Source organism: Bacillus sp. VA13, assembly GCF_055710085.1.
In genome coordinates, this window is record NZ_JBVQPP010000004.1 from 59589 (window position 1) to 84777 (window position 25189).

The 25189-nt window shown below is 38.5% G+C and carries 26 protein-coding genes and 1 pseudogene; 15 read left to right on the plus strand and 12 right to left on the minus strand.

Going from position 1 to position 25189, the window contains the following annotated elements; translation table 11 throughout:
* Positions 1-9 precede the first annotated feature (9 nt).
* On the minus strand, positions 10-690 hold the full coding sequence (locus tag AC0C66_RS15610) for an ArsR/SmtB family transcription factor (protein WP_072183089.1): 681 nt from the start codon (positions 688-690) through the stop codon (positions 10-12).
* Positions 691-779: 89 nt separating this feature from the next.
* Between AC0C66_RS15610 and AC0C66_RS15615 the strand changes: the two genes are divergently transcribed.
* The gene (locus AC0C66_RS15615) at positions 780-1403 is read left to right on the plus strand and encodes a flavin reductase family protein (RefSeq protein ID WP_072183090.1); all 624 of its coding nucleotides are present in this window, start codon (positions 780-782) and stop codon (positions 1401-1403) included.
* 118 nt (positions 1404-1521) lie between these two features.
* Here the strand turns inward: AC0C66_RS15615 and AC0C66_RS15620 are convergent, their stop codons facing one another.
* Positions 1522-2970 (minus strand): aminotransferase-like domain-containing protein, encoded by a 1449-nt coding sequence (locus tag AC0C66_RS15620; protein ID WP_461845834.1) that lies wholly within the window; start codon positions 2968-2970, stop codon positions 1522-1524.
* Positions 2971-3103: 133 nt separating this feature from the next.
* Between AC0C66_RS15620 and AC0C66_RS15625 the strand changes: the two genes are divergently transcribed.
* The 6 genes from AC0C66_RS15625 to AC0C66_RS15650 all read left to right on the plus strand — a co-directional run bounded on the left by AC0C66_RS15625 (position 3104) and on the right by AC0C66_RS15650 (position 9705).
* Positions 3104-4006, plus strand: coding sequence for a DMT family transporter (locus AC0C66_RS15625; protein WP_088680013.1), 903 nt, complete (start codon positions 3104-3106; stop codon positions 4004-4006).
* Between the two features lie 233 nt (positions 4007-4239).
* On the plus strand, positions 4240-4941 hold the full coding sequence (locus tag AC0C66_RS15630) for a response regulator transcription factor (protein WP_461845838.1): 702 nt from the start codon (positions 4240-4242) through the stop codon (positions 4939-4941).
* Between the two features lie 3 nt (positions 4942-4944).
* A complete protein-coding gene (locus AC0C66_RS15635) occupies positions 4945-6396 on the plus strand; it encodes a sensor histidine kinase (RefSeq protein WP_072183092.1) in 1452 nt (483 codons plus the stop codon).
* Positions 6393-7526 (plus strand): hypothetical protein, encoded by a 1134-nt coding sequence (locus AC0C66_RS15640; protein WP_072183093.1) that lies wholly within the window; start codon positions 6393-6395, stop codon positions 7524-7526. The genes AC0C66_RS15635 and AC0C66_RS15640 overlap by 4 nt, the downstream gene beginning before the upstream one ends.
* 248 nt (positions 7527-7774) lie before the next feature.
* Positions 7775-8605 carry a polysaccharide deacetylase family protein gene (locus AC0C66_RS15645; protein WP_072183094.1) on the plus strand — a complete coding sequence of 277 codons (831 nt, stop codon included), beginning with the start codon at positions 7775-7777 and terminating at the stop codon, positions 8603-8605.
* A 212-nt stretch (positions 8606-8817) separates the two neighbouring features.
* Positions 8818-9705: an LCP family glycopolymer transferase gene (locus AC0C66_RS15650; protein ID WP_080376114.1), complete on the plus strand. Its 888-nt coding sequence runs from the start codon at positions 8818-8820 to the stop codon at positions 9703-9705.
* Positions 9706-9783: 78 nt separating this feature from the next.
* On the opposite strand, the gene AC0C66_RS15655 is transcribed toward AC0C66_RS15650, so the two are convergent.
* The 5 genes and pseudogenes from AC0C66_RS15655 to AC0C66_RS15675 all read right to left on the minus strand — a co-directional run.
* On the minus strand, positions 9784-10563 hold the full coding sequence (locus AC0C66_RS15655) for a GNAT family N-acetyltransferase (RefSeq protein ID WP_072183096.1): 780 nt from the start codon (positions 10561-10563) through the stop codon (positions 9784-9786).
* Positions 10564-10780: 217 nt separating this feature from the next.
* The gene (gene arsC, locus AC0C66_RS15660; protein WP_014112792.1) at positions 10781-11200 is read right to left on the minus strand and encodes an arsenate reductase (thioredoxin); all 420 of its coding nucleotides are present in this window, start codon (positions 11198-11200) and stop codon (positions 10781-10783) included.
* 15 nt (positions 11201-11215) lie between these two features.
* A complete protein-coding gene (locus AC0C66_RS15665) occupies positions 11216-12523 on the minus strand; it encodes an arsenic transporter (RefSeq protein ID WP_072183097.1) in 1308 nt (435 codons plus the stop codon).
* Between the two features lie 12 nt (positions 12524-12535).
* Positions 12536-12850, minus strand: a complete 315-nt coding sequence (locus AC0C66_RS15670; RefSeq protein WP_061186304.1) for an ArsR/SmtB family transcription factor — start codon at positions 12848-12850, stop codon at positions 12536-12538.
* Positions 12851-13197: 347 nt separating this feature from the next.
* A pseudogene (locus AC0C66_RS15675) lies at positions 13198-13704 on the minus strand (NAD(P)H-dependent oxidoreductase); the annotation flags it as partial.
* Between AC0C66_RS15675 and AC0C66_RS15680 the strand changes: the two are divergent.
* Complete coding sequence (locus AC0C66_RS15680) at positions 13684-14007, plus strand: winged helix-turn-helix transcriptional regulator (RefSeq protein ID WP_072183266.1); 324 nt, start codon at positions 13684-13686, stop codon at positions 14005-14007. The pseudogene AC0C66_RS15675 and the gene AC0C66_RS15680 sit on opposite strands and share 21 nt — an antisense overlap.
* Positions 14008-14184: 177 nt before the next feature.
* Here the strand turns inward: AC0C66_RS15680 and AC0C66_RS15685 are convergent, their stop codons facing one another.
* Complete coding sequence (locus AC0C66_RS15685; RefSeq protein ID WP_014112786.1) at positions 14185-15057, minus strand: YitT family protein; 873 nt, start codon at positions 15055-15057, stop codon at positions 14185-14187.
* Between the two features lie 254 nt (positions 15058-15311).
* Here AC0C66_RS15685 and AC0C66_RS15690 point away from each other — a divergent pair, with 254 nt between their 5' ends.
* Together AC0C66_RS15690 and AC0C66_RS15695 are read left to right on the plus strand one after the other, a co-directional pair.
* Positions 15312-15641 carry a winged helix-turn-helix transcriptional regulator gene (locus AC0C66_RS15690; protein WP_072183267.1) on the plus strand — a complete coding sequence of 110 codons (330 nt, stop codon included), beginning with the start codon at positions 15312-15314 and terminating at the stop codon, positions 15639-15641.
* 83 nt (positions 15642-15724) lie between these two features.
* Positions 15725-16297, plus strand: coding sequence for an alpha/beta hydrolase (locus AC0C66_RS15695; RefSeq protein ID WP_472973624.1), 573 nt, complete (start codon positions 15725-15727; stop codon positions 16295-16297).
* 52 nt (positions 16298-16349) lie between these two features.
* Here the strand turns inward: AC0C66_RS15695 and AC0C66_RS15700 are convergent, their stop codons facing one another.
* Together AC0C66_RS15700 and pdxR are read right to left on the minus strand one after the other, a co-directional pair.
* Positions 16350-16775 (minus strand): MaoC family dehydratase, encoded by a 426-nt coding sequence (locus AC0C66_RS15700; protein WP_072183269.1) that lies wholly within the window; start codon positions 16773-16775, stop codon positions 16350-16352.
* Positions 16776-17042: 267 nt separating this feature from the next.
* Positions 17043-18434 carry a MocR-like pyridoxine biosynthesis transcription factor PdxR gene (gene pdxR, locus AC0C66_RS15705; RefSeq protein WP_072183270.1) on the minus strand — a complete coding sequence of 464 codons (1392 nt, stop codon included), beginning with the start codon at positions 18432-18434 and terminating at the stop codon, positions 17043-17045.
* Between the two features lie 154 nt (positions 18435-18588).
* Between pdxR and AC0C66_RS15710 the strand changes: the two genes are divergently transcribed.
* Complete coding sequence (locus tag AC0C66_RS15710) at positions 18589-19452, plus strand: DMT family transporter (RefSeq protein WP_014112782.1); 864 nt, start codon at positions 18589-18591, stop codon at positions 19450-19452.
* A 153-nt stretch (positions 19453-19605) separates the two neighbouring features.
* On the opposite strand, the gene AC0C66_RS15715 is transcribed toward AC0C66_RS15710, so the two are convergent.
* Positions 19606-20016, minus strand: coding sequence for an Lrp/AsnC family transcriptional regulator (locus AC0C66_RS15715; RefSeq protein WP_003225257.1), 411 nt, complete (start codon positions 20014-20016; stop codon positions 19606-19608).
* A gap of 272 nt (positions 20017-20288) precedes the next feature.
* On the opposite strand from AC0C66_RS15715, the gene AC0C66_RS15720 reads away from it, so the two are divergent.
* The gene (locus tag AC0C66_RS15720; RefSeq protein ID WP_072183271.1) at positions 20289-21050 is read left to right on the plus strand and encodes an MBL fold metallo-hydrolase; all 762 of its coding nucleotides are present in this window, start codon (positions 20289-20291) and stop codon (positions 21048-21050) included.
* A 419-nt stretch (positions 21051-21469) separates the two neighbouring features.
* On the opposite strand, the gene AC0C66_RS15725 is transcribed toward AC0C66_RS15720, so the two are convergent.
* The gene (locus AC0C66_RS15725; protein ID WP_061186266.1) at positions 21470-22015 is read right to left on the minus strand and encodes a TetR/AcrR family transcriptional regulator; all 546 of its coding nucleotides are present in this window, start codon (positions 22013-22015) and stop codon (positions 21470-21472) included.
* 333 nt (positions 22016-22348) lie between these two features.
* On the opposite strand from AC0C66_RS15725, the gene AC0C66_RS15730 reads away from it, so the two are divergent.
* From AC0C66_RS15730 to AC0C66_RS15740, 3 genes are all read left to right on the plus strand, one after another.
* A complete protein-coding gene (locus AC0C66_RS15730) occupies positions 22349-22624 on the plus strand; it encodes an HPr family phosphocarrier protein (RefSeq protein ID WP_014112777.1) in 276 nt (91 codons plus the stop codon).
* A 249-nt stretch (positions 22625-22873) separates the two neighbouring features.
* Positions 22874-23581, plus strand: a complete 708-nt coding sequence (locus tag AC0C66_RS15735; RefSeq protein ID WP_072183272.1) for an SDR family oxidoreductase — start codon at positions 22874-22876, stop codon at positions 23579-23581.
* A 416-nt stretch (positions 23582-23997) separates the two neighbouring features.
* A complete protein-coding gene (locus AC0C66_RS15740) occupies positions 23998-24711 on the plus strand; it encodes a hypothetical protein (RefSeq protein ID WP_072183273.1) in 714 nt (237 codons plus the stop codon).
* Positions 24712-25189: the final 478 nt, after the last annotated feature.

Below are 25189 nucleotides of genomic sequence, written 5' to 3' on the forward strand. Positions count from 1 at the left end.
AAAAGTTCCCTAAATATTCACTTTGAAGTATTTCTCAAATGCGGTTTTCCCGCTTTGTGTCATCCTAACCGCTCTCGTTTTCGGCATACGAACGATCCATTCTTCTTCTAACATGCGCACCAATAAGGCGTTTCCTAACGCCCCTGCAATATGATGCTGCCGCTCACTCCAATCCAAACAGCAGCGGGCAAATGCTCTCCTCTTATGTCGTTGGTGCTCTTCATTGATGCCTAACTTCGAAAAGAACAAAGAACCCTCTGAAGTCACCTCAAAGTTTAAATCGACTTTTTTTAATATTCCCTGCTCAACTAGTGAATGTGTCATTTGCACACCCACATAACCTGCCAGATGATCATAACAGGTGCGGGCGAAATGCAAGTCACTTTTCTCTTTTGAATCTTTTAAAGATGTGACTTTGGCTTTAGGCGCAATACGAAGCAATTGCTCAATCATGTTTGCAGTATCAGAGTTAGACAATCTGTAATACCGATGTCTTCCATGCTTCTCTACACTGATCAGCTTTTCTTCAAGCAATTTTTTCAGGTGAAAACTTGCGGTTTGAGGTTTAATGTTCGCGAGATATGCAAGCTCTCCCGCAGGATGTATCCTTCCATCCATTAGGGTGAGAAGAATGGAAGAACGGGAGGGATCAGATAGCAACGATGAGATTTTTGCGATATTAGGATTCATGATTTTCCTCCTTACATTCATATTTCGATGATAGTTGAAATGTTAAACCTTTACAATATGAATATAAGGATGACAAGGAGGAATAAACGTTGGACATTGAAAAACAAGATACTCTTCATTTTAAAGAAATCAAACCAAACATCATGTATTATGGTACCTCTACATTTCTTCTTACCACATTGAATGAAGATGGAACCACTAATATCAGTCCTATGTCTTCTTCTTGGGCTCTTGGAAATTATATTGTCCTTGGAGTTGGGCTAGGAGGAAAAGCCATTGAAAATTTGGAAAGACACAAAGAATGCGTCATAAACTTGCCTGGCCCGGAATTATGGGAAAACGTTGAAAGAATTTCGTCTTATAGCGGAAAAAAGAATATACCGCCTTTGAAGAAAGAGCTCGGGTTTACATATAAAAAAGAAAAATACGAGTCAGCAGGCTTAACACCTTTACAATCAAAAACAGTTTCACCAACACGCATTAAAGAATGCCCTATTCACATTGAAGCCGAAGTCAAACATATTCGGTTCCCAGAATATGAGCCATCATTTGCGATTGTAGAGACACAGGCACTACATTTTCACGCCGAGGAGAGTATCATATTGAACGAAAACCATATCAATCCTTCAAAATGGAGTCCGCTGATCTATAACTTTAGACATTATTTTGGTTTAGGAAGAGAAATAGGAAAGACCTTTCGTTCAGCAACATGACCCTTTTTAAGACCGAGCCATGATTTGATCTATTCTAGTAACCCTTGTTATTATCAGATCAAGCGATCATTAGGCTTGGTCTCTTTTTTAGTGAAACATCCATTTAAGGATATAAAAGTTACTTACTTGCCAATTCTTTTATCATTAAACCCAACTCATAAATCCCCTTTTGAAGATCTTCAAGGGATGCATAAGCATATGATAAGCGAACATAATTCCCTTTTTCCTGAGCATAGATACTGCCGAGATTGAGAAGAATCCCTTTTGATAAAGCTTTAGTATAAAGTAATTTCATTGATATTAAAGGCAATATTTTTATCCAGACAAAGAACCCTCCCTTTGGCATGTTCCATGTCGCAACATCCTTCAAATGGGTTTCTAATGCACTCAAGGCCAATTCTCTTCTCACCTTTAATTGCTGTCTAACCTTTTCTAAATGCTGCTGGTATTGGCCGGATGTAAACCACTCCGCCGCTACTCTCTGGGATAATGAACTGGATCCGTAATCTGTTTGCATTTTAATGTCAGATAAACGTTCAATCACCGGTTCTGGTCCGACTATCCACCCAATCCTCAAGCCCGGACTTAATGTTTTCGATAAACTGCCTATGTATAGCACATGCCCATTTTTATCTATTGTTTTAATAGGATAGGGGGGAATTTCATCTATCCATAACTCGCGATAAATGTCATCTTCAATAATGGGAAGCTGTGTATTCTCACTAGCTGCAATGATTTCTTCCCGCCGCTTTTGCGACATTAAAATACCGGTCGGATTATGAAAACAAGGATTTGTATATAATATAGCCCTTCCCCGTTCCCCTCTTGTGATATGAAGATTTCCCGGCAAAAGTCCCTCATTATCCATAGGAAGCCCGGTCAGTTTCATGCCAGCTGATTGAAATACGTGTAATGAATAAAGGTAAGATGGCTGATCAAGATAAACGGTTGATCCTCTTTGCAAAAGCCCCATCGATATCAGCTGCAGGGCTTGCAATGCTCCCGAAACAATTAGAATGGAAGAAGATGAGGCATTGATGCCACAGGTTCTTAAATAGTTGCTTAATGCCTCTCTCAACGGAAAATATCCTTTTGGTTCCTCATATCCGAATGCTTCCATGTTTTGAGATACCTTGCCCATCATCTCTTTCATAGCAGTTAAAGGAAAAATCTCAGTTGAAAGTTCGCCTTTACTGAGCTGTATAAGATCCATATTTGATTCTGATTGGTTTATCTCCTGTACGATTTTTTGGCTAGGCTGCTGAATTCCAGAGGTTACATATTGATCCCAATTAGGAGCAGAATTCTTAGCTAATAGTGTCCATGTATTGTTGATAACAACTGTGCCTTTCCCCATTCTGCCTTCTATTAACCCATCTGCCATTAATTCCTCTAAGGCCGTAATCACTGTGCTTCGATTTACCTGAAAGTCTTTTGCAAGCGTGCGCTGGCTTGGAATCTGGCTTCCAATCGGCCACTCTCCATTTCCTATTTTCTCCTTAATAAAATGAACGATTTGTCTGTACTTAGGAAGCTTTTTCGTCTTTTTTTCTTCTGGAAAGCTCATGAAAGCAGTCTCCTTACAACTAAATTGGTTGGGTCAAAATTCGTTTAACTGGTTGAAGTCATATCACCAAATCTTTATTAGTATAGAAACACATTAAATAACTGGTTGGTTTTTGTAAAGAGGAGTGAGAAATATGCGAAAGAAAACAGTTCAAATGATCATATCTAACAGTCTGATGATCGGTTTGTGGGCATCAGCTTTTCCGGGAATTCGCGCAGGTCTGGAAGGGTACACACCAGAACACCTTGCTTTATTTCGTTTGTTAATCGGCTCTATGGCATTATTGCTTTTTGCTGTTTTGACTCAGATGCGCTTGCCTGACATGAAAGACATTCCTGCCATTTTTCTGTTAGGGTTTTTAGGTTTTGCACTCTATCACATTTTGCTGAATATCGGTGAAAAAACAGTTAGTGCTGGAGTTGCAAGCTTACTCGTCACCACAGCACCGATCTTTTCTGCCATGTTATCCCGCCTGTTTTTTAGAGAGCGTTTTGGATTTACGAAATGGATTGGCTCTATGATCAGTTTATTGGGTGTGTCATTGATTGCATTTGGGTCTGGAGACTATACCTATTCAATGAAAGGTATTTTGTTCATCCTGCTGGCCGCTTTTTCGGAGAGTATTTATTTCGTTTTTCAACCCCGCTATATAAAAAAATATGGCTTTATCCGATTCGTTACATTTTCAATTTGGGGCGGAACAATACCTATGCTTATATTTCTGCCAGGCTTAGGCGGAGAGATGATAAACGCTTCCATGAACTCAACACTGTCTATTGTTTATTTAGGTTTGCTGCCAACAATCGTGCCTTACTTTGCCCTTGCATATGTCACTTCACTCGTCGGCTCATCAGAAGCAACCCTTTCGCTTTATGCAACACCGGCTTTAGCCTTGCTTATTTCTTGGTTGTGGATAGGTGAAATACCCGCATTCATTTCTCTGCTAGGCGGAGTGGTGACAGTCGGCGGGGTGTGTTTCACCTATTTAAGACAAAACAAAATGAATTGGTATGGAAACGCTCTTAGACACAAATAAAGAGAAGATACCAATATGGTTTGGTATCTTCTTCTTAAGTATCAAATAGAATTGTATCTCCCTAATGCTCTAATCCAACTCCCCCCATTATGTGAATATGGTGAAAATATCCAATTATAGTATGATCTGAAGTTATTAATAATCTATATTAAAGGATGCTATAATGAATTGATAATGTACACTCCAGGATAGATATATTCAATATAATCATGAAATAGGGAATGAATGAAATGATGGATAAAACTAAAATACTTATTATTGAAGATGACGAAGCAATAGCTGATCTACTTTCATACGGGCTTGCGCAGGAAGGTTTTCAAACGTGTACTGAGGCTAACGGCGCTTTAGGGTTGAAACAGCTAGATCAATTCAAACCCGATCTTCTGCTGCTCGATTGGATGCTGCCAGATTGCAGCGGATTGGATATCTGTAAAATAGTGACCCATCGCTATAATATCCCTATCCTTATGATCACCGCAAAATCAGACATCACCGATAAAGTACTTGGGTTGGAATTTGGGGCCGATGATTATATTACAAAGCCATTTGACTTACGCGAGGTTATTGCTAGAATTCGTACGATACTTAGGCGTCTTGAACAAGCTAACCATGTTAATGATCTAGGAACGTCTAATGAGGAACCTATTCAGTTTAAAAATATTGTGATCATCCCAGACGAAAGAATAGTAAAAAAAGACGGGATCATTGTTGATTTGACTCCTAAAGAATTCGATCTGCTTAAGACGTTGATTGACCATCGAGGGAAAATCTTTACACGTTCAGAGCTGTTGGAATTTATCTGGGGATATGATTTTGCCGGGGATACACGTACGGTAGATACTCATATTCAAAGACTCCGTAAAAAACTGAATGCAAGTGACTTGATTAAAACAGTATTTGGCATCGGATATAAATGTGAGAAGCAGGAGGAGTAGAGAGTGTTACGGACCATCAAGGGTAAATTCATTATTGGGTTTTTTCTGATTTTCTCTCTCTCTTTCCTTGTGCTCAATCAAACGGTCAAGAGCGTCATTAGGTCAAGTAATGAAAAAATTGTGACCTCAGATTTAATAGAGTTGAAAAAAAACAGTATCGTGTATATCAACCAAGCGTTTTTAATCAATCATTATAAAAACAATGAACTATACTTCGGCGATATGGCTGATGAAATAGTGGAAAGTTTAACTCATTCAACCGGAAGCAATGTAGGTGTTTATAGCGTGGATGGCAATTTGTTGTCTTCTTCTAATAAAACGGTGTTTTCGCAAGGTATTGATGAGGACCTAGAAAAAGCGATTAACGGAAAAAATGCTTATCACATCACCTATGATCGAAATAAAGCACAGGTATTTTTCTCTTATCCAGTTGTCATTGATGGTGCAAAAGTTGGCATATTACGCTTTTCTAAAGATTTTAACCTGCTTTACAAACAAAGTGGAGAGATTTTAAATATTATTTTTTATATCGCCCTTGCGATATTTGTGGCGGCGTTCCTTTTCTCTTATATACTTTCCAGACATATCACGATACCAATCGTCAAGCTGACAGAGGCTACCTCAGAAGTCAAAAAAGGAAAGCTGGATGTGGATATCCACTTTCCTAGAAAAGATGAAATTGGCCAGCTTACTATAAATTTCAATGATATGATTACCAGAATTCGAGATCAAATTTCAACCATCGAAAAAGATCGGGATCGGTTGAAGGAACTTAACGAGCAGGAAAAACGTTTTTTTGACAATATGACCCATGAGCTGAAAACACCTTTGACTTCTATTCAAGGCTATGCGGAAATCATAAAAGAAAAAGGGGAATCAGATCCGAAGTTTTTTAATAAAGGAATGAATCATATTGTTGAAGAAAGCCGGCGTCTGCACAATTTGGTCATAAAACTTCTTGAGGTATCTCGAGAAACATCTAAAGATCGTCATTTCAATAGGATCGATGCAGGAACAATTTTGAAAGATGTATGCGAATCTATGAAATTTCGTGCAGAACGATATAACAAAAAGATCATCTGTGAAATGGACGAAGGCCTCTATGTGTATGGCCAAACGAATAGACTGCGCCAACTTTTTATTAATCTTCTGGACAATGCAATCAAATACAGTTTATCGAATTCAAAAATCATGATTAAGGCTAAAGCTGTTGGAGATCAGGTTCTTTTTATATTCAAGAATCCAAGTGATCCATATGATGACACCCAATACACTAAAGTGTTTCAGCCTTTTTATTCGATTAACCAAAAGGTCACGGAAGAAGGAAGTTTAGGCTTGGGTTTAAGCATAGTGAAAACAATTGTTGAGGAACATCGGGGAACAATCAAGATGTTCTACAAAGAAAACCATACAATAATCACGATTGAACTAGCTTACATGAAGGTTGAGAAATGATCATGAAGAACAAACAGTTTATTATTTTATTAGGAATTCTACTGATTTTCGTGATTTTTGTATCCAGTTATAATATGGGAAAAAGATCGGAAACCATTATCATTCCAAACAAGGAAGAAAATCAGAGTGAGGATGATCAGAAGTCCGGCTCCTTTCAAGTGAAGAAGATATATCGCCTCCCCAAAGCTGACCAGTTGCTTGGATGGTCTTCATCGAACGCTATAGTTGGTTTTTTCAAAGGAAATGACTCAACTGAACGTGCAGCGCATCATCTTCTGCGTCTTCCCTTCCCCTTTGAAAAACCTGAAACCCTGAAGAGCATCGAAAGCAATACTGCTAACCTAAAGATGTCTCCCGACGGGAAAAGTATCGTCGGATTAACGATGTCATCGGATAAGACAACATTAAATCTGATGTCATTGACGAACAGAAACAAAAAGGAAATAGCCAGCTTTCCTAGCAAGGATGCCTATGTACAAGATGTTTCATGGTCAAATAATAGCAAATACATTTGTTATCTTGTCATTGATCCTGCGAAAAATGGCCAGACTGCGGTCAATGTATTTCATATAGATTCTGGAACTCTCAAAACGTATCCATTGAAGAATCTTGATGACAAAGAGTCGCCTACAGCAGCGGCAATTTCTGATAATGGACGCAGTTTGCTGTTTACGATGTTACACGGGCAACAATATCGCATTATGACGGGAACCATTAGCGGTGATGGCATCACCATTCAGAACAAGCGGCAGAATAGCTATGACGGGCCTGTTTGGTTAAACAATGACAAATTTGTATTTTTAGGTACCGGAGAAACCTTATACGAATACGATCTCAGAAACAATGAGCTTTCTGTTCTGCTCGAAAATGTAGCTGTTTTCAAAATCTCAAACGACCGAAAGAAAATCGCTTACTCTTTATCTAATAAGGACAATACGTATGCAGGAAAACTGCAAGGGAAAAATATCCTGTACGCAGAACCAATATACCATGGCCCCAATCCATCAGAAATATATTGGAGTCCTGATGGCAGCAACCTGCTCGTTTATAACCAGAATCAGTATGCCTCAATAGAAAATTCATCAGTGCGATTTTTTGACGCTCACTCTTATATCATTACATTTAAATAATCTATGATTTAAAACCTTATTTCTGTTGAATACGGAAATAAGGTTTTTTTATTGTGTCAGCAAGAGAATGAAAAAGTCCCGCTGCAATATTCCTGCTTTTTTTGACATTTTGTTTACAAGTTGATCAAACTTCTGCGATATCTTCTATTTATAGTAAAAGAGCATCATTACTATCAAACTTTGTTTCCAAAGTTTCATTCTTATCTATGTGACTAGTTTTGATATTTACAATTGAGGAGTTGGAAAAAGTGTCAAATTCACCAAGAAGGGACCGTAAATTAAATCAAATAGGCAAAATAGGTTTTGGGATATTGATTATTCTGGGTGTCACTTTATTATGCATTTCTTGGAAAGCACTTGCTGGTCCAAAGCAGGAACCAATAAAAGAAAGTGCCGCTACTTCTGAGCAAATGCACAAAGATAAGAACAAAAATACAGCACAGAAAAAGGAGGAACAAAAAACATCACCTGAAATCGGAAAGGTGGTCTATTTAACATTTGATGACGGACCAAACCCTACTGCATCAGAGAAAATTATGGATTTGCTCCATAAATACAATGCTAAAGGAACGTTTTTCATGTTAAAACCTAATATCGAGCGAAATCCTGCTCTTGTGAGAAAAATGGTAGAAAGCGGTCACTCTGTGGGGTCTCACGGCGTGACGCATCAGGTTTCCGAAATCTATAAATCCCCTGAAAGCTTTGCGACAGAAATGAACGATACGCTGGACTATATCAAAGATACAACCAAAGTCAACACACATTTGATACGAGCACCTTACGGGTCAAAGCCTTACATTACAGGCCCATTTAGAGAAGTTGTTAAGCGTGATCATTTTAATCTATGGGATTGGACAGTTGATTCAGAAGACTGGAAATACACTCACGGCGAATTTGTAAAAAATACAATTCAACAAGTAAACAATCTTGTAGGGAAAGAGCCGCTTGTTGTATTAATGCATGAAAAACCGACTACTGCGGCATATCTAGAAGAATTATTAAAATATTTCCGCGAAAGCGGCTACGACATGAAAGCAATCCATGATTCAATAAAGCCGGTACAATTCAGATTCAATTGAAGTAAAAGTCTAAAGTATCTTATATGAACTAAAAAATATCACGGAGATAAAGGAATTATTTATAAGAGAACCGTTAACCTGTATACCACAATTTCATTCCAAAAATATCTGAGATACGAAGCATAAGATACAGTGCATAACAATTTGTATTAGAATCTACCAATTGTTTAGAAAGGATTATGATAGTGAAAATCGGGAGAAGGAAACTGAAAATGCATAGTATTATATTGTTTATTCTAGCCCTCTTGTTAACCATTGGAGGCCTAACTTGCTACAGTATTTACCGCAACGTAGCAAAATCAGTCAATCATATGTATGAGCCTCTAGATAAAGATTCCAAGCAACAAGATGCTGATATCGGGCATGACCCTATATCCATTCTTTTGCTGGGAATAGATGAGCGTCCCGGTGATAAGGGACGCCCTGATTCGATGATCGTTCTGACGGTAAATCCAGAGACGAAAACATCGACAATGGTAAGTATACCGCGTGATACCAGGGTATTTATGCGATCAAAGAATACCAATATTAAAATGAACTCAGCATATACTTATGAGGGAATTGAAGGTACCGTTCAAACCGTCGAACAATTTTTAAACATTCCAATCAATTACTATATCAAAGTAAATATGGAAGGTTTTAAAGATATTGTAGATGCCATTGGCGGAATAACAGTGCATAATGATTTCCCTTTCACCCTTGAAGGAGTGCATATACCAAAAGGGGAACAGCACCTTGATGGAAAGGTTGCTCTTACATATGCACGGATGAGAAAAGAAGATCCCCGCGGTGATTTTGGGCGCCAGCAGCGGCAGCGTGAAATTATTAATGAAATTATTCACGAAGGCGCACAATTAAAATCACTAAAAAACTATCAAGGAATTTTGACTGCCTTAGAAAAAAATATTCAAACAAACTTAACACTTGATAAAATGATCGATATTCACCGTTCTTATAAAGAAGCCGTTCAACATGTGAAACAGATCGAAATAAAAGGTGAGGATAAAAAAATAGATCACTTATGGTATCATGTTGTAACTGATGAAACGAGAAAGGGCTTATCGAAAAAACTTCGCCAGCAATTAAATCTAGAATCTTAAAATAAATGTATTCATAAAACCGCTTATTCAGATATTGAGAAGAGTTCTTATCTCTTCTCTCTTTTTTAGATCAATGTTTTACGATTTCCCGGAATAAAAAATAGAGTATTCGCTTACTGGCGTAAAGCCTAATTTAGCTGCCAATGTAATGGACGCATTGTTGCAAACATCACAATCCCAGCTAGGAATAATCCCGTTCTTCAGACAAAATTCTATAAATTCGCTTGCTACGCAATAAGCTAAACCCATACCTCTATATTCTTCAAGTGTATAGATATCCATTTCCGCACGATTATGTCCTAAAAATATAGAGGTACACTCACTCACAACATGATTGCCATGTAATACGGCAAACCCAAAGCCTTTTGATGAAAAATGTGAGACAGAATCCCAATATTCCTCATAATAAGCTCTGTTAAATTCTGTGCTGTTTGAAATGACGTCTTCATCTATTCTTTTCAGTTCAAGCCCCTTTGGAACCATATCTGTTTTAGAAGGTTTTTGCTGATAAGAAAATGCCACTCTTTTCATTTGATTCAAATCGTCTTTCAGTATTGTGTTCATTACTCTATCCCATGTATCGTTAGAAGAAAACAAGGTAAATCGTTTTGTGGATCTCGCTTGCTCTTCATAATATCCTGCAATGAACTCATTAAAAGCTCGATTCCCTTGGTTTCCTGCAATAAAATAAATTCCTGATTCAGTCCCTATTAAAAACGATCTAGGGAATGTTTGGTCATCTACATAAACAACTCCCGGAATGGTTTGTTCTAATATTGAATAGACAAATGTTGGGCAAAATGTTTCATCAAACAATGTTTTTAAGCCGTTATATTTTTCTTTTGTTAATTCCTGCAAACTGACAACTCCTTTAAAAACAGCGTCTCCTTCATGATTCTGTTAACAAAATCAATTTTCCTCTGTCACAAGCTAAATAACTTCCCTTTTAAGCAGGCAGTTCACGGATCACAGATAAGTTAAACCAAAAACAGGTGTCTGCACTAGCCCGCAGACACCTGTTGAACAACACATTGAACTTATATAAACCAAAGAAAAAGCTGAGTATATCTATTAATTATTCCCCAGTTTCAGCAAACTGTTTTAAGCGGTCTCCAATTTCATCACGCACTCTTTGGAAAAATGCCCATTTTTCTTCGTCTGTTCCTTGTGCTTTTGCCGGATCATCAAATCCCCAGTGCTCGCGTTTTACATTCGGCGGCGTCATTGGGCACTTGTCAGCTGCATCACCACAGAGAGTAATAACTAAATCAGCATTGTTTAAAATGTTCGGATCAATTTTATCTGAAGTTTGATTGGAAATATCAATCCCCGCTTCTTTCATTGCTTTGACAGCATTAGGGTTTAATCCATGAGCCTCGATTCCTGCGCTGTACACGTTCCACTTATCACCAAGGTACTTTTTCCCCCACCCTTCAGCCATTTGACTGCGGCAAGAGTTTCCGGTGCATAAAAAGTAGATTGTTTTCTTTGACATGTTTATCTTCTCCTTTTAGAAACATGAATGGATGATCATCAGCCAAAGATACAGGCCGACAAGTGTAATAAATAATGTTGGGACTGTCAAAATGATTCCTGTTTTAAAATACGTGCCCCAGGAAATCTTCACACCTTTTTGTGAAAGGACATGAAGCCATAATAATGTCGCCAAGGAACCAATCGGCGTTATTTTAGGTCCTAAATCTGAACCAATGACATTTGCATATATGAGCGCTTCTCTCATCATTCCATGCGTATCTGTGCCGGCAATAGCCAGTGCATCAATCATGACAGTCGGCAAGTTATTCATAATGGAAGAAAGAATCGCCGCGATAAAGCCCATTCCAATTGTACCTGCGAACATCCCTTGATCAGCCACGGCTTGAATTACATCTGAAAGGACATCTGTCAATCCAGCATTACGGACACCGTACACAACAACGTACATGCCAATTGAAAAGAACACGATAGCCCACGGCGCTCCTTTCAGTACTTTCTTTGTTTGAACGACCGGGCTCTTTTGTGCAGCAACTAAGAAAAAGATTGCAATGATACCTGCTACAACTGATACAGGAATAGAGAAAAATTCACTGGCAAAATATCCAACTATCAGCAGCCCCAAGATATACCATGATAGCTTGAACATGTTTTGATCTTTTATGGCTTCTTCAGGTTTTTTAACCTCAGTCAGATCATAACGTTTGGGTATGCTTTTTCTAAAGAAAAGGTAAAGTACAATGATACTCGCCAGTAGCGAAAACAAGTTGGGGACAATCATTCTGGATGCATAATCAATAAACGTAATATGAAAATAGTCTGCTGAAACGATGTTGACCAAATTGCTCACTACTAATGGAAGCGAAGTCGTATCTGCAATAAACCCGCTGGCTATGATAAAAGGAAAAACTAATTTTTCATTGAAATGTAATGCTCTGACCATCGCTAATACAATTGGTGTCATTATAAGAGCCGCACCGTCATTTGCAAATAATGCGGCGACGATAGCTCCTAATATAGATACATATATGAACATCCGCACACCGTTTCCTTTTGCAGCCTTAGCCATATGAAGCGCTGCCCATTCAAAGAAACCGATATTATCAAGGATTAACGATATAATAATAATTGCCACAAATGCCAATGTCGCGTTCCACACAATCCCTGTCACAGTTAATACATCATGAAAATTGACAACTTCGGCTATTAGAGCTAAAACAGCTCCTCCACAGGCTGACCACCCAATAGACAAGTTTCTCGGTTGCCATATGACCAAAACCAAAGTTACTAAAAATATCAATAACGCCAAAATCACTGAAGTCAATCTAATGCCTCCTTACTGGCAACACGTTTGAGTTTCCTTTTGTTTGATCTGCTTTAACAATTTGTCCTCCTGATCGATTTGAAGTAAAACAAATTGCAATGTATCAAACTCAGGACATGAACTATTTATTGAATAATAGCGCCATTGCCCTCTTCTGTCCTCATTTACAAATCCTGCATTTTTTAATTTTCGCAAATGCTGGCTTATGGCAGGCTGACTCATTTCAAACATATCAACCAATTGACAGACACAATATTCTTTTTCAAGAAATAATTTCATCATCATAAGCCTTGTTTGATCACTAAGTGTTTTTAAACAGCGGGTCATCGTGGCAACTCCTATTTTTGTATCAACAGCCAAATGAACTCCTCCTTCCAAAACAATATAATTAAATCATTATAAATGAGCCAATTCATTATTTATATCACTCCGACATTATATAAGTTATTGTTTATATAAACAATAACTTATATTTGAAACATTAAATAAAATTGATTTGCTTAATGTCACATCTCATGATGAGAATCCTCACTTTGCATACCTTTCGTCATTATAAAAGCTGCATATAGCCTCTTTCATTCATTTCCCTTATGTATAAACTAAGGCAGTTTGCAAAACAAGAAAAGATCCTGTCTGATGAGAACAGGATTTCCGATAATTTTTCACATATTACATCATGATTTTAAATCAACACTCTCCAGTTGCTTTAAATACCTTTGCAGGCGAACCTTAGGGTTTAATTCTATATTTGTTATATGCTTTACATAGCGATTCGCACTTTCGGCGATTTCTTGGTCACTGATTCGATTAGCGCGATATTCAGCAAAGGAAGGCAGATAAGTCATGCCTACTAAATTGGCAGATGCTTGGAACGGCTTTGTCAGTTCGCTTATTGAAAATAAGTTATATCCTCCGGCTTGATAAGAATGTTCAGGTGAACCGATGGACATGGCAGTCACCCACTCTTTTCCATTCAATTTCGTTCCGCCAGGGCCATGAGCCCAGCCAAAAGTAAACACTTCATCAAACCACTGTTTTAACAGCGGGGGACTGCTGTACCAATATAACGGAAACTGAAAAACAATACGGTCATGGGCAAGAAGCTGCTGTTGTTCAAATTCCACATCAATCGGTTGATTGCGATATTTTTCATAGAGATCATGAACAGTTACATCCACGGGGGTAAGTGGAAAGGCATTCTCCTTTATCATCTCATTGACGGTAAAAAGAGGTTTAATGAATTCCGAAGATTATATCCTAAAATTACCCAACGCATGCTTACTCTACAATTAAGGGAATTGGAACGGGATGGCGTGATTCACCGCGAGGTTTATAAACAGGTCCCTCCAAAAGTGGAATACTCTTTAACCGAGTTTGGAAGAACGTTAGAACCTGTTATCCTGCACATGAAAGACTGGGGAGAAAAGTACAGAGACAGAATCAATAAAATTGAAACAACACGTAAAGCTGAAGAAGAAATCTAAATTCAGCAAAATGCAAAAAATACCAAGGGCGTTAAAACCCTTGGTATTTCTATGATTGAGACCCTCACCGATTATTCATCCGCAAGACCTCAATAAAGCGTTTTTGATTATATCACTGGCGGCATGTCTAAACGTATGGTGGCAAAGAGGGCTACCGTTAAAAAGGTCATTCTTTTTCTAATGATTATTAAGCTTTCTAAAATTGCTGCCCTTCACTTCAGCTACGTCATATACGGTAACAAAGGCAGTTTTATCAATATCATTAATAATTTCCTTTAGTTTGGTTTCTTCTAAGCGGTTGATGACACATGTGATTTCTTTAAATTTCTCGTGGGAAAAACCCCCGTAAGCTTCTTTATATGTGGCGCTTCGGCCTAATTGATCACGTATGGTCTCTACCATCAATTCAGGTTGGGTTGTAATAATTTGAAACATTTTAGAACCGCTTAAGCCTTCCTCAACGACATGAATGACTTTCGATGCAATGTAGTAAGCAATGACTGAAAGCAATGCCCCTTTCAAGCCAAATACAGTGGAAACAAAAATAAACACAAAAAGGTTTAAGAATAAAATGAGATCACTCGTTCCAAATGGCAGTTTTCGGGATAGCAGCACAGCAAGCATATCAATCCCATCTAATGCGCCGCCATTACGCAGCGCCAACCCCATTCCGAATCCAAGGATAATCCCGCCAACAACGGTGATTAACAAAGTATCTCCCTCTATAATAGCGGGTGTGTGGTGGAAAAAACTTGTCCCCGCGGCGAGTGATATGATTCCGATAATTGATAATAACGCAAAGCTTTTCCCAATTTGCTTATATCCTAACCAAACAAACGGAATGTTAATGACAGCAATAAGAATCCCCAGCGGCAAATTGAATAGCTGTGAACCAACAATGCTGAGGCCTGTCACCCCTCCATCAGAGACACTGTTCGGAATCAAAACTGTTTCTAATCCATATGCCGCTATGATTCCTCCAATAATGACCATGATGACTTGCAGTATCTTTTTCACTTTAAATTTCTTATGTTTTTCGATTCTATTCATACCATTCCTCATTTCTCAAATATTTCGTTATATTTAAATATACCATAAGAGATATTTTCAGCTAAAAACATGCGTTTTTTTAAATAAATTAATTAACAGTAAGGTAACCCCTCTTTGACTTAGAACATTCATGTGCAGTGCCGCCTGTTGAGCAAGCGGCCCTTTCAGTTCAGATCGTGAATCGCCCTCAAACTTCAACACCGAAAATCCTAATTTATTCTGATATGATACTTAAAAAAGGAGGTTTGATTACAATGAATAGCCTGTGCCGCAGTAAACAAGCCCCATTTGAATACACCTTATCTCTTATAGGGGGCAAATGGAAAATGAGAATTCTCTATGAGTTAGGGTGTGAAAAAACGATGAGATACGGCGAGCTGAAAAGGGCTATGCCTTTCATCACGCATAAAATGTTAAGCGCACAACTTAAGGAATTGCAAACTGACGGCCTTATTCATCGGTCTGAGGTTTCTCAAATCCCACTGAAAGTAGAATATTCGTTATCTGACAGAGGGCTATCTTTGTATCCCCTCATAGATGAAATGTGTAAGTGGGGAATAGCACAAGGAATGCCTCATATGTAAAAGCTACTTACAAAAAAGTGCGTACTTGTTTCCCAATGAGGGGAATTTTATACTGAATGAAAATACTTCGTTAGGAGGAAAAAATGACAAAACAAGTCTATATCATTCATGGCTACAGAGCCTCCTCAACAAATCATTGGTTCCCTTGGCTGAAAAAACGTCTGCTCGCAGATGGGGTCCAAGCAGACATTTTAAACATGCCTAATCCGCTCCAGCCAAGACTTGAGGATTGGCTGGATACACTCTCTTTTTATCAACACACTTTACATGAAAATACGTATTTGGTTGCGCACAGCTTAGGGTGCCCCGCCATTTTGAGATTTTTGGAACATATTCAATTACGAAAACAACTTGGCAGAATCATACTTGTTTCCGGCTTTGCCAAATCATTGCCCACTTTAAAGATGTTAGATGAATTTACACAGGGATCGTTTGATCATCAAAAAATCATCGAGTCCGCGAAGCACCGTGCTGTCATTGCTTCTAAGGACGACCAAATTGTTCCATTTTCATGGAGCAAGGATCTGGCACAACAAATTGACGCTGCGTTGTACGAAGTCCAGCACGGGGGCCATTTTCTAGAAAATGAAGGGTTTACTTCTTTGCCTATTGTTTATGATGTTTTAACCTCTTATTTTTCAAAAGAAACTCGCTAAAATCTTTCACCCATCTGCTTCACTCGAGCCCGCGAAAAACGGGCTTTCTGAGTTATTGTTTCATCAATACAGATAACTCACCTTCAAATACTTTTTCTTCTTTTTGATTATAAGTAGATAACAATACAGTGAGTATTCCCAATTCATTTCTCTTTGGCTGCTTATCAAGAACCTCAACAATTGTGTGCAGTTCATCATCAGGATATACGGGTTTTATAAATTTAATGTTATTCATTTCTGTCCCGGCAATCACATCGTCTCCATAGAGACCTTCTTCAATCCAAAGTTTAAAAGAAATGCCCAGCGTCTGTATTCCGGAAGCGATAATTCCATTAAATCTGCCTTTTTTCGCTTTTTCTTCATCTAAATGCATATACTGAGGATCAAATTCACCCGCAAACCGCATAATATCATCTTTTGTTACTTTTAGTGATTTCGTTTTGAATACCTGACCAATTGTAAACTCATCTAATTTCATCCTTACACCTCTATTTTGTCAATTATGTACTTGTTTATTTTAGCACTGCCAAAACAGTTAATAAAAAAATCGCTCCGGAATTTTTTCATCTCCCTATCCTCCAAAGCGTTTCATGAAGACGTAAGGTTATAAGAAGTATTTATTCACAATAAAAAAGAGAAAGAAAAAGATGGATCAATTGCATGAGACAATATTTCACAACCAGAGAAACCGCTATCCTTTCGAATATCAGAGTATTTTATTTTATAATCTAACCTGAAAGCACCCTCATATCTTCCAGGCAGCTTTCAGTTTTTTTATGCCTTCCTGTATGTTGAATTCAGAAACCCCTGCAAATCCAAGTGAGACCGTTTTTGTAGGAGGATGGTCTTTATAGGAAAGAGATACAGGATAAATTTTTACTCCATGTTCCTTTGCCTTCTCAATTAACTCTTTTTCACTAAATGGCAAATAAACGTCAAGTAAAATGCGAAGTCCAGAGTTTTCTCCGCGAATTCTGACATGCTCCCCTAATTCTCTTTGCACAGTTTCAAGTAAAATGGCTCTTTTTTTACGGTAAAGCTTTCTCATTCTGTTGATGTGTTTTTGCCACTCTCCATTTTTTATAAAGTCAGCTAGCGTGAGCTGACTGTGGCAGGATACCGTTTGCTTATATAATGACGTGATTTCATGGCCTTTTTTTAAAAGAGGCGAAGGAAGAATCATATAGCTGATGCGCAGCGAGGGAAGAAGAGACTTGGAAAAAGTGCCCATATAAATGACACGGTTATGCTGATCTAGCCCTTGTAAGGAAGGAACCGGCTGTCCTGTGTATCTAAATTCCCCATCATAATCATCCTCTATGATAAAAGATTGATTTTCAGCCGCCCATTTGAGCAGTTCAATTCTTCTGTTAATCGTCATAATGGTTCCCAGCGTAAATTGGTGAGAAGGCGTGACATATACAAGGTTTGGCTGCTGCTCTTTGATCTTCTGTATACAGATTCCTTCATTATCAACTGGTATAGGAAGAATACTCATACGATTGGCTTCAAAAATCTTGCGTGCTCTTGGATAACCTGGATCCTCATATCCTATGAAAATATTCGGCTCAAAAACCTGGCACAAGATTTGCAGAAGAATAGGGTTCCCGGCACCTATGATGACTTGTTCAGGGGCACAATGAACACCGCGTGATTGATACAGGTACTCTGCAATGAGTGTTCTTAGCTCAAACTCTCCTAAAACATGTCCCGGCCGATAAAGCTCGTGGCCATATTGGTCTAAACTATTGACCATGCTTCTTCGCCATGCAGAAAAAGGGAAGTAAGAAGAATCTACATTTCCATAGTGAAAATCAATCCATTGTTTATGTTCTTGGGCTTTTTCTTCACTTGGTGATGCGCTTGGCATTTTACGATAGGCAAAATCAGAATCATGATAATCAGCAAACCATCCGCTTCTTGGCTTGCTTATGATATAGCCCTCAGCAGCAAGCTGTTCATAGGCACGTTCTACAGTCGTTTGACTGATGGAAAGCTGACTCGCCAGGAGTCTTTTGGAAGGGAGCTTCATTCCTTTTTGAATACGCCCCTGATGCATGTTTTCTTTGAAATAGCGATAGAGCTGCTGATAAAGCGGAATATCCAGATTTCTATTCAAAAAAGGCGTGATATCCATTTACACATTGTTCTCCTAACTGGTATGCATTTTTTTATGAAAACTGGCTGTTTATAAAAGGCCAATTCCAGTTTATAGTCATTGTAATCCTTAAATACTGGTTTTGTTAAGAAAATCCAGATCATTAAAAAGAAACATATTTGGAGTGATTGTCATGAACAAAACAACAAATGGCTGGATAAATGGTTTTATAGGCGTACTCATTTTCAGCGGCTCGCTGCCTGCAACCCGCTTGGCGGTGACGGACTTCAACCCATTGTTCCTCACCGTATGCCGCGCTGCGATAGCTGGTGTATTGGCTGGATGTCTCCTACTCATCTTCCGGCAGCAGCATCCTGCCAAAAGAGACATCATTTCACTATTGGTGGTAGCATTCGGCGTGGTAATCGGTTTCCCGTTGCTGACAGCCTTAGCGCTTCAGTATGTCACATCCGCACATGCCATTGTCTTCGTTGGGCTTCTTCCGCTCGCGACGGCGATTTTCGGTGTACTGCGCGGAGGCGAACGCCCCCGCCCAGTCTTCTGGATTTTCTCAGCTGCTGGCAGCTTACTAGTAGCAGGGTTCGCTCTGATCCAAGGGGGAGGATCATCCCCGCTCGGCGACGCGTACATGCTGGCTTCTATCGTCGTATGCGGTCTTGGTTATGCAGAAGGGGCTAGGCTTTCACGGCGTCTGGGGAATTGGCAGGTGATCTCTTGGGCACTCGTTCTGTCGCTTCCTCTTATGCTGCCTTTGTCGTTCTTTTTTACACCGGACTCATGGTCAGGCATCGGCGTTCCTGCGCTGCTCAGTCTTGCCTATGTGTCCTTATTCAGCATGCTGATCGGCTTCGTGTTCTGGTATCGAGGTCTCGCCCAAGGCGGAATTGCGGCGGTTGGTCAGCTGCAGCTTCTCCAGCCTTTCTTTGGACTGCTGCTTGCCTCAGTGATTCTGCACGAGAAAGTGGGCTGGGCGCTCGTGGCAGTGAATATCGCCGTTATCATGTGCGTGGCTGCTGCTCGGCGATTTGCAAAGTAAGGCAGGCCATTTGAAAAAAGGCCGATGAGTAAAAATAAATGAAGGTATGAAAAATACCAAAGGCCGCAGCCCTTGGTATTTTTCATGCGGCCGAGAGGACTTGAACCTCATGGGTTAATTGTCCACTAGCCCTCAATACAGTAAAAGGTCTCTCTACTTGTTAATCACAATCGATAATTTATAATTGACATGCTTGTTTAATTCCACTAAAAATTGATCTAGCATCTCATTAGACGGAAATTTGCATTCAAGAAGATAACAGCCATCCCCGCTAATTTTATAATTATTGATGACATATTTGTCTTGTGTTTTTATAAATGACAGATATGGCTGATGATGGGTGCTTTTTATATAGATATTAAGCAAAGCATGTATATAACACCCTAATTTCACTTGGTTCACTTTGATTGTGTATCCCTCAATTACTCCGTTATCTTCTAATTTGGCAACCCTCAAGGCGGCTGCTTGCCCAGTTAAATGAACTTTCTCGCCTAATTCCTTCATCGTAATACGGCTATTTTTAGATAACTCTTCTAATATTTGCATGTCTGTGTGATCCAACATGAAATCAAATCCCTTCAATATTCGTTAAGAATAAAATCCTCCTGTTCATCCTCTCTCTAAAAAGGTGCAGTCCTGCACATTACTTTAAAAATTCGTTTTCTTATCCGTGCTTTAAATTACCCTGATTCTACTTTAGTGACAATTTATACAAATTAAAATACATACTTTCAAAAATCAAGTCAATCGACAGAAAGACTTGATTAGTTCCATGTATTTATTCAGCGGCTGTATGTAAACTATACATCACACATTAAAGAAAAGGAGTTTTACACATGAACATTCAACAAATTCGTAATGCTACACTTGTTGTCGAATATGCAGGCAAAACGTTTTTAATAGATCCAATGTTAGCTGAGAAAGGTGCTTACCCTCCATTCCCAAATGCGCCAAGACAGGATCAAAACAACCCTTTGGTTGAATTGCCAACTTCTGTCGACAATATTATCCATCATATTGATGCTGTCATTGTAACTCATTTACATGATGATCATTGGGATGAGGCAGCTAAAGAGTTATTGCCAAAAGATATCAAGTTGTTCTCCCAAAATGAAGACGATGCAAAAGAAATACGAAATGCCGGATTCAAAAACGTCGAAGTTTTAACAAAGGATACAGTATTTGAAGGCATTCAATTAATCAAAACCAAAGGAGAACACGGAAGAGGAGAAATTTTGAAACTTGCAGGACTTGTATGCGGCGTTGTGTTCAAGCACCAAAGTGAAAAAACGTTATATGTAGCTGGAGATACAGTCTGGTATGATGCGGTTCAAGAAGAGATTGCTACACATCAGCCAGAAATCATTGTAGTGAACGGCGGAGATAATCAATTCTATGAAGGTGGTTCTCTCATCATGGGTAAAGAAGATATCTATGAAACGTATAAGGCTGCTCCAAAAGCAAAAATCATCGTGAGCCACATGGAAGCTGTCAACCATTGGGGATTATCAAGAGAAGAATTAAAATCCTTTATTCATGAAAAAGCAATCTCCTCTCATGTGTTAGTGCCTGATGATGGCGAATCATATTCATTTTAAATGTTACTGCTTTAAGGAGAGATCTGAGAAGAAAAACTATGATGCTTTCCAAGATTTCAAAATGCTAATTTAAGCGAATATGTCTGTAGGGACTGCCTTGTAGCTGTTTATTTTATACTTGAAGCCAAGCATCAAGAAACTCAATTTACTGATGTCCCTGCAAATTGGGAAATTCGTTGCATTTTCTCTTATGATTTTATTGCGTATTGAAGAGTAAAACCATTGAACAAAGATCATATCAGATGTGCACGATATTCTTCATCATCAGCTTGGCATTCCTTCGCTAGTGAGAGAAATATATCAACTGGATCAAGCAATGGCTTGGTCTTTTTTTCATCTGTATTCCCGTTGAGATCGTAAAAGCGCAACTCTTGCGCGTAATCATTCTTCGTGCATTAATGCCCCACCATCTATTGCCATTATACAATCCTCTCTAACAATTCTCCCACTTTTTCTGCCATGACATGCGGCGGATAAGGCATTTCGTTTTTTAACCACCATTCCACTACTCCTACGTAAGCATTTGCAACAAATTCAACAATGACATCTTCACTTTGGCCATGATTTTTTCCTTTCGTTATATCGACATCTTTCTTGAACTCTTCGATATTAAACTTAAGGAACTGACTGCGAAAATATCGAGCTCCTTCACTGGCTAACATCGTGGAAAAGAATAAATAATTACTCTCAAGGTATTCCATGCAGTGTACGGTCGATTCAATCCAGTCCATTTCAGTTGCCGATTCACAAAAATTCCCCATATTGTTGATATGCTCTTCCATAATCTTTTCTAATAGATCAAATTTATCTAAGTAATGAAGATAGATAGTTCCCCGGTTCACATTTGCCCTGTCGGAAATTTCCTTGATCGTAATATGATCAAAACTTTTTTCAGTCATCAGCTCAATCAGAGCCCTTTTAATAGCCTCTTGGCTTTTGGTTATTCTTCTATCCACTTTGGACATAGCTTTTCACCTAACTTTCTTAAGATAATCAACAATTTAGAGTGGAATGTTGAATAATCAACAAATCGCTTGAATTTAACCATTGTACCCACCATGTTTCTATTTACAATAATAAACAAATGTTGATTAATGAATCATGTTTTTTTGGATGAAGTCAATGTCCATTTTAGTGACAAGAGTATTATTTTGTAAACACAAAGAAAGGGCGTTATGTCAAAATACAGAGAAAATGATGGAATGAGTCCGCTTATCTAAATTCAAATTTGACCCGCAACCCAACGATAAATCCGTCAAGAAGCAGATTTGCATCAAAAATATCTTATGAGGTGAAGAATGATTAAAAGACAATTTACGATCATTAATGAAACAGGATTTGCAAGACCAGCTACCCTATTAGTCAGTTTGGCTCATCGGTTTACATCTGATATTTTTCTCGAACATCAAGGGAAAACTGTCAACCTCAAACAAGCACCAAAATCCATCATGGACATTATGGATTTAGGAATTAAACCCGGAACCGAAATATATATATACGCTCATGGAGCCGACGAAGCGAAGGCTATTCAAAAAATGAAAGAGCATTTAATAAAAAACGATTATATACAGTAATCAATGTTCAATTCATGCCATCATATCAAATATAGCCCAGCGTCTGTTTTGTTTTTGGTACAGCCGCAGACGGTTCTTCATATCAAAACCAGACACACAATGATCGATGGTCATAATGTTGGCTAAGAAAGCTTTTATCGTTCGACAAAACAGCTTTCCAGATCACGATTTCATTTTTCTTCTGGTTATGCTTCAACCAGAAACAGAGAAACCAAAAAATGATCACAAGCAAGAATGGGGGATTTATATATGTCACAGGACAAACAAGTTGTACTTGTCACCGGCGGAAATCGCGGAATTGGATATGAACTGGCCAAGCAATTAGGTGTGAATGGGTTTAATGTCATTCTGGCAAGCCGAGATCCAGTGTTAGGTCCTGAAGCGGCACAAAAACTTAGGGCTTCAGGTCTTGATGTTTCATTTGTGCTGATTGATGTAGAAGATCAAGAAAGCATCCGGCAAGCTGTGATTACAGTAAATGAGCAATATGGAAGATTAGATGTATTAATCAATAATGCAGGTGTGTATTTAGATAAGAATGAAAAATTATTGTATATGGACCCTTCCATCCTAGAGAAAACGATGGCAATTAATTTCTTCGGCGCTTATCATGTCATGCGGTCCTTTATTCCTCTCATGGAAAAACAGGGCTACGGGAGAATTATTAATGTTTCTTCAGAATATGGAGCTGTGAGCGAAATGTCTGACCAAGGAGTCGGGGCTTATAAGTTATCCAAACTTGCACTAAATGGATTGACACGATTGGCCGCTGCAGAAATCAAGGGCGATATCAAAATAAACGCGGTCGATCCGGGATGGGTAAGTACAGATATGGGTGGGCCATCTGCTCCGAGAACGCCTAAGGAAGCTGCCGAGTCTATCCTTTGGTTAGCGACGACTGGGCCAGATGGACCTAACGGGGAATTCTTCAGAGACAGAGAACGAATTGATTGGTAATCAAAAACATGTTTTATGATCGTTTATTATTTAAAGGCTTACCTCAATTAAAGAACGTTTAGGACGCAGTTCGGTTGCCTTTATAATGAATGCCGCCGGGCATCTTTCTGCATAAGAAAATAACCCCAAGGGCAGTTATACCCTTGGGATTGTTGGATGCCGAAAGAATAACAGACGTTTCATATCTAATCTCTCCATTTGTTTTGCATTTTTAATCCTACTTTACATTCAAAACCTGAAGAAAAAGGGGCAAAAGTTCTTAGGAATTCTTAAGTTTTGGCAAGCTAACAGCCGGGCCCTAGGATTGATCTAAAAATCGTTTCCTCTTTTTAAACAAATTTCAAAACGATCATATCTATTACATAGTAATATTTAGATACATAAACTTTTATATATTGATGGAGAGGAATGAAAGAATGAAGAAACTTAGAAAGGTATTTTATAGTAATGTTGCCCTGTTGCTTCTCGCCTTATTGCTTGTTGGATGTACGGGCAGTAAGAACGAAGTATCAAAACAATCTTCAAATCATGATGCTGCTGCACAATCTGATGAAAATCATAATGGGACTGAAGATAGCACCAAAATAGACAAAGATGAATCGGAGCCAACAACAGAATCAGAAGAATCCGTAACAAAGGCTTCAAATGAACATCCTTCAAAAGAAACCGCAGCGGATGAATCAAATGAAACTTCATCAAAAGAAGTAAAAAACGAAGAGGAAGGTAAAGAAGGCAATGTATTGGCGGCATACTCTTCTGAAAAAATCGAATATGCCCGAGTTTGGCTCCAGCTTGGACCCAATCAAGAGATAGATGAATTGAATGTTCGACACATTTCAGCTGGCGAACTGATTAATCCTAATGATGATACAAGTGCGAGCTATCCAGAAGATGTGATCCAGTTAGCTGGTTCTCGATTAGTGGATGGATCAGTCACTTATCATGGAAATGGAGATGGCACGATTCATGTATACAATGTCCCTTTACGCTGGGATTCCGCTGATGATCTCGATCAAGGCGTGATGCGGGAAGTGACTGAGAATATCATTAAAAATATAAAAAAAGTGTACGTTGATCCAGGTGACAATGAAAAAATCAAGCGACTCATTGACATCATGGTTATTCATTAATCAGTAATCGTTTGTCTACAGCAGACAACGCGCTTTTTCACCTGAATCTCCTTTTATAAATAATGGATAATAAGGAAAAAGTATGATACATTACTATTGAGCAAAGTTTGGAGTGTGATCACTTGCTGAAAAATCTACCGATTCTATTAGCTATCCTATCAGTTGGAAGCATTCTAAATGTGATGAGTCTTACCCTAAAATTATCAGAGCCTTTTCACTGGATCGTATTATTACTAGGTGTTGCATTATTATTTTATAGCGCTGTATGTCTAGTAGCATACAATATTAATCAAAAAATAACATCTTAGTAGTAAATGAATGATGTCTTAAGAAAAACAAGCATATAACAATATGCTTGTTTTTCTTCTACATACAGTAGCTAATTCCTTCAAACTCTGACTCCATATTCAGCCTCTTAGATCTTAAACGTGGTTGAACTATTACATTCACGTTATCTATAACAGCAAACTATAATTCT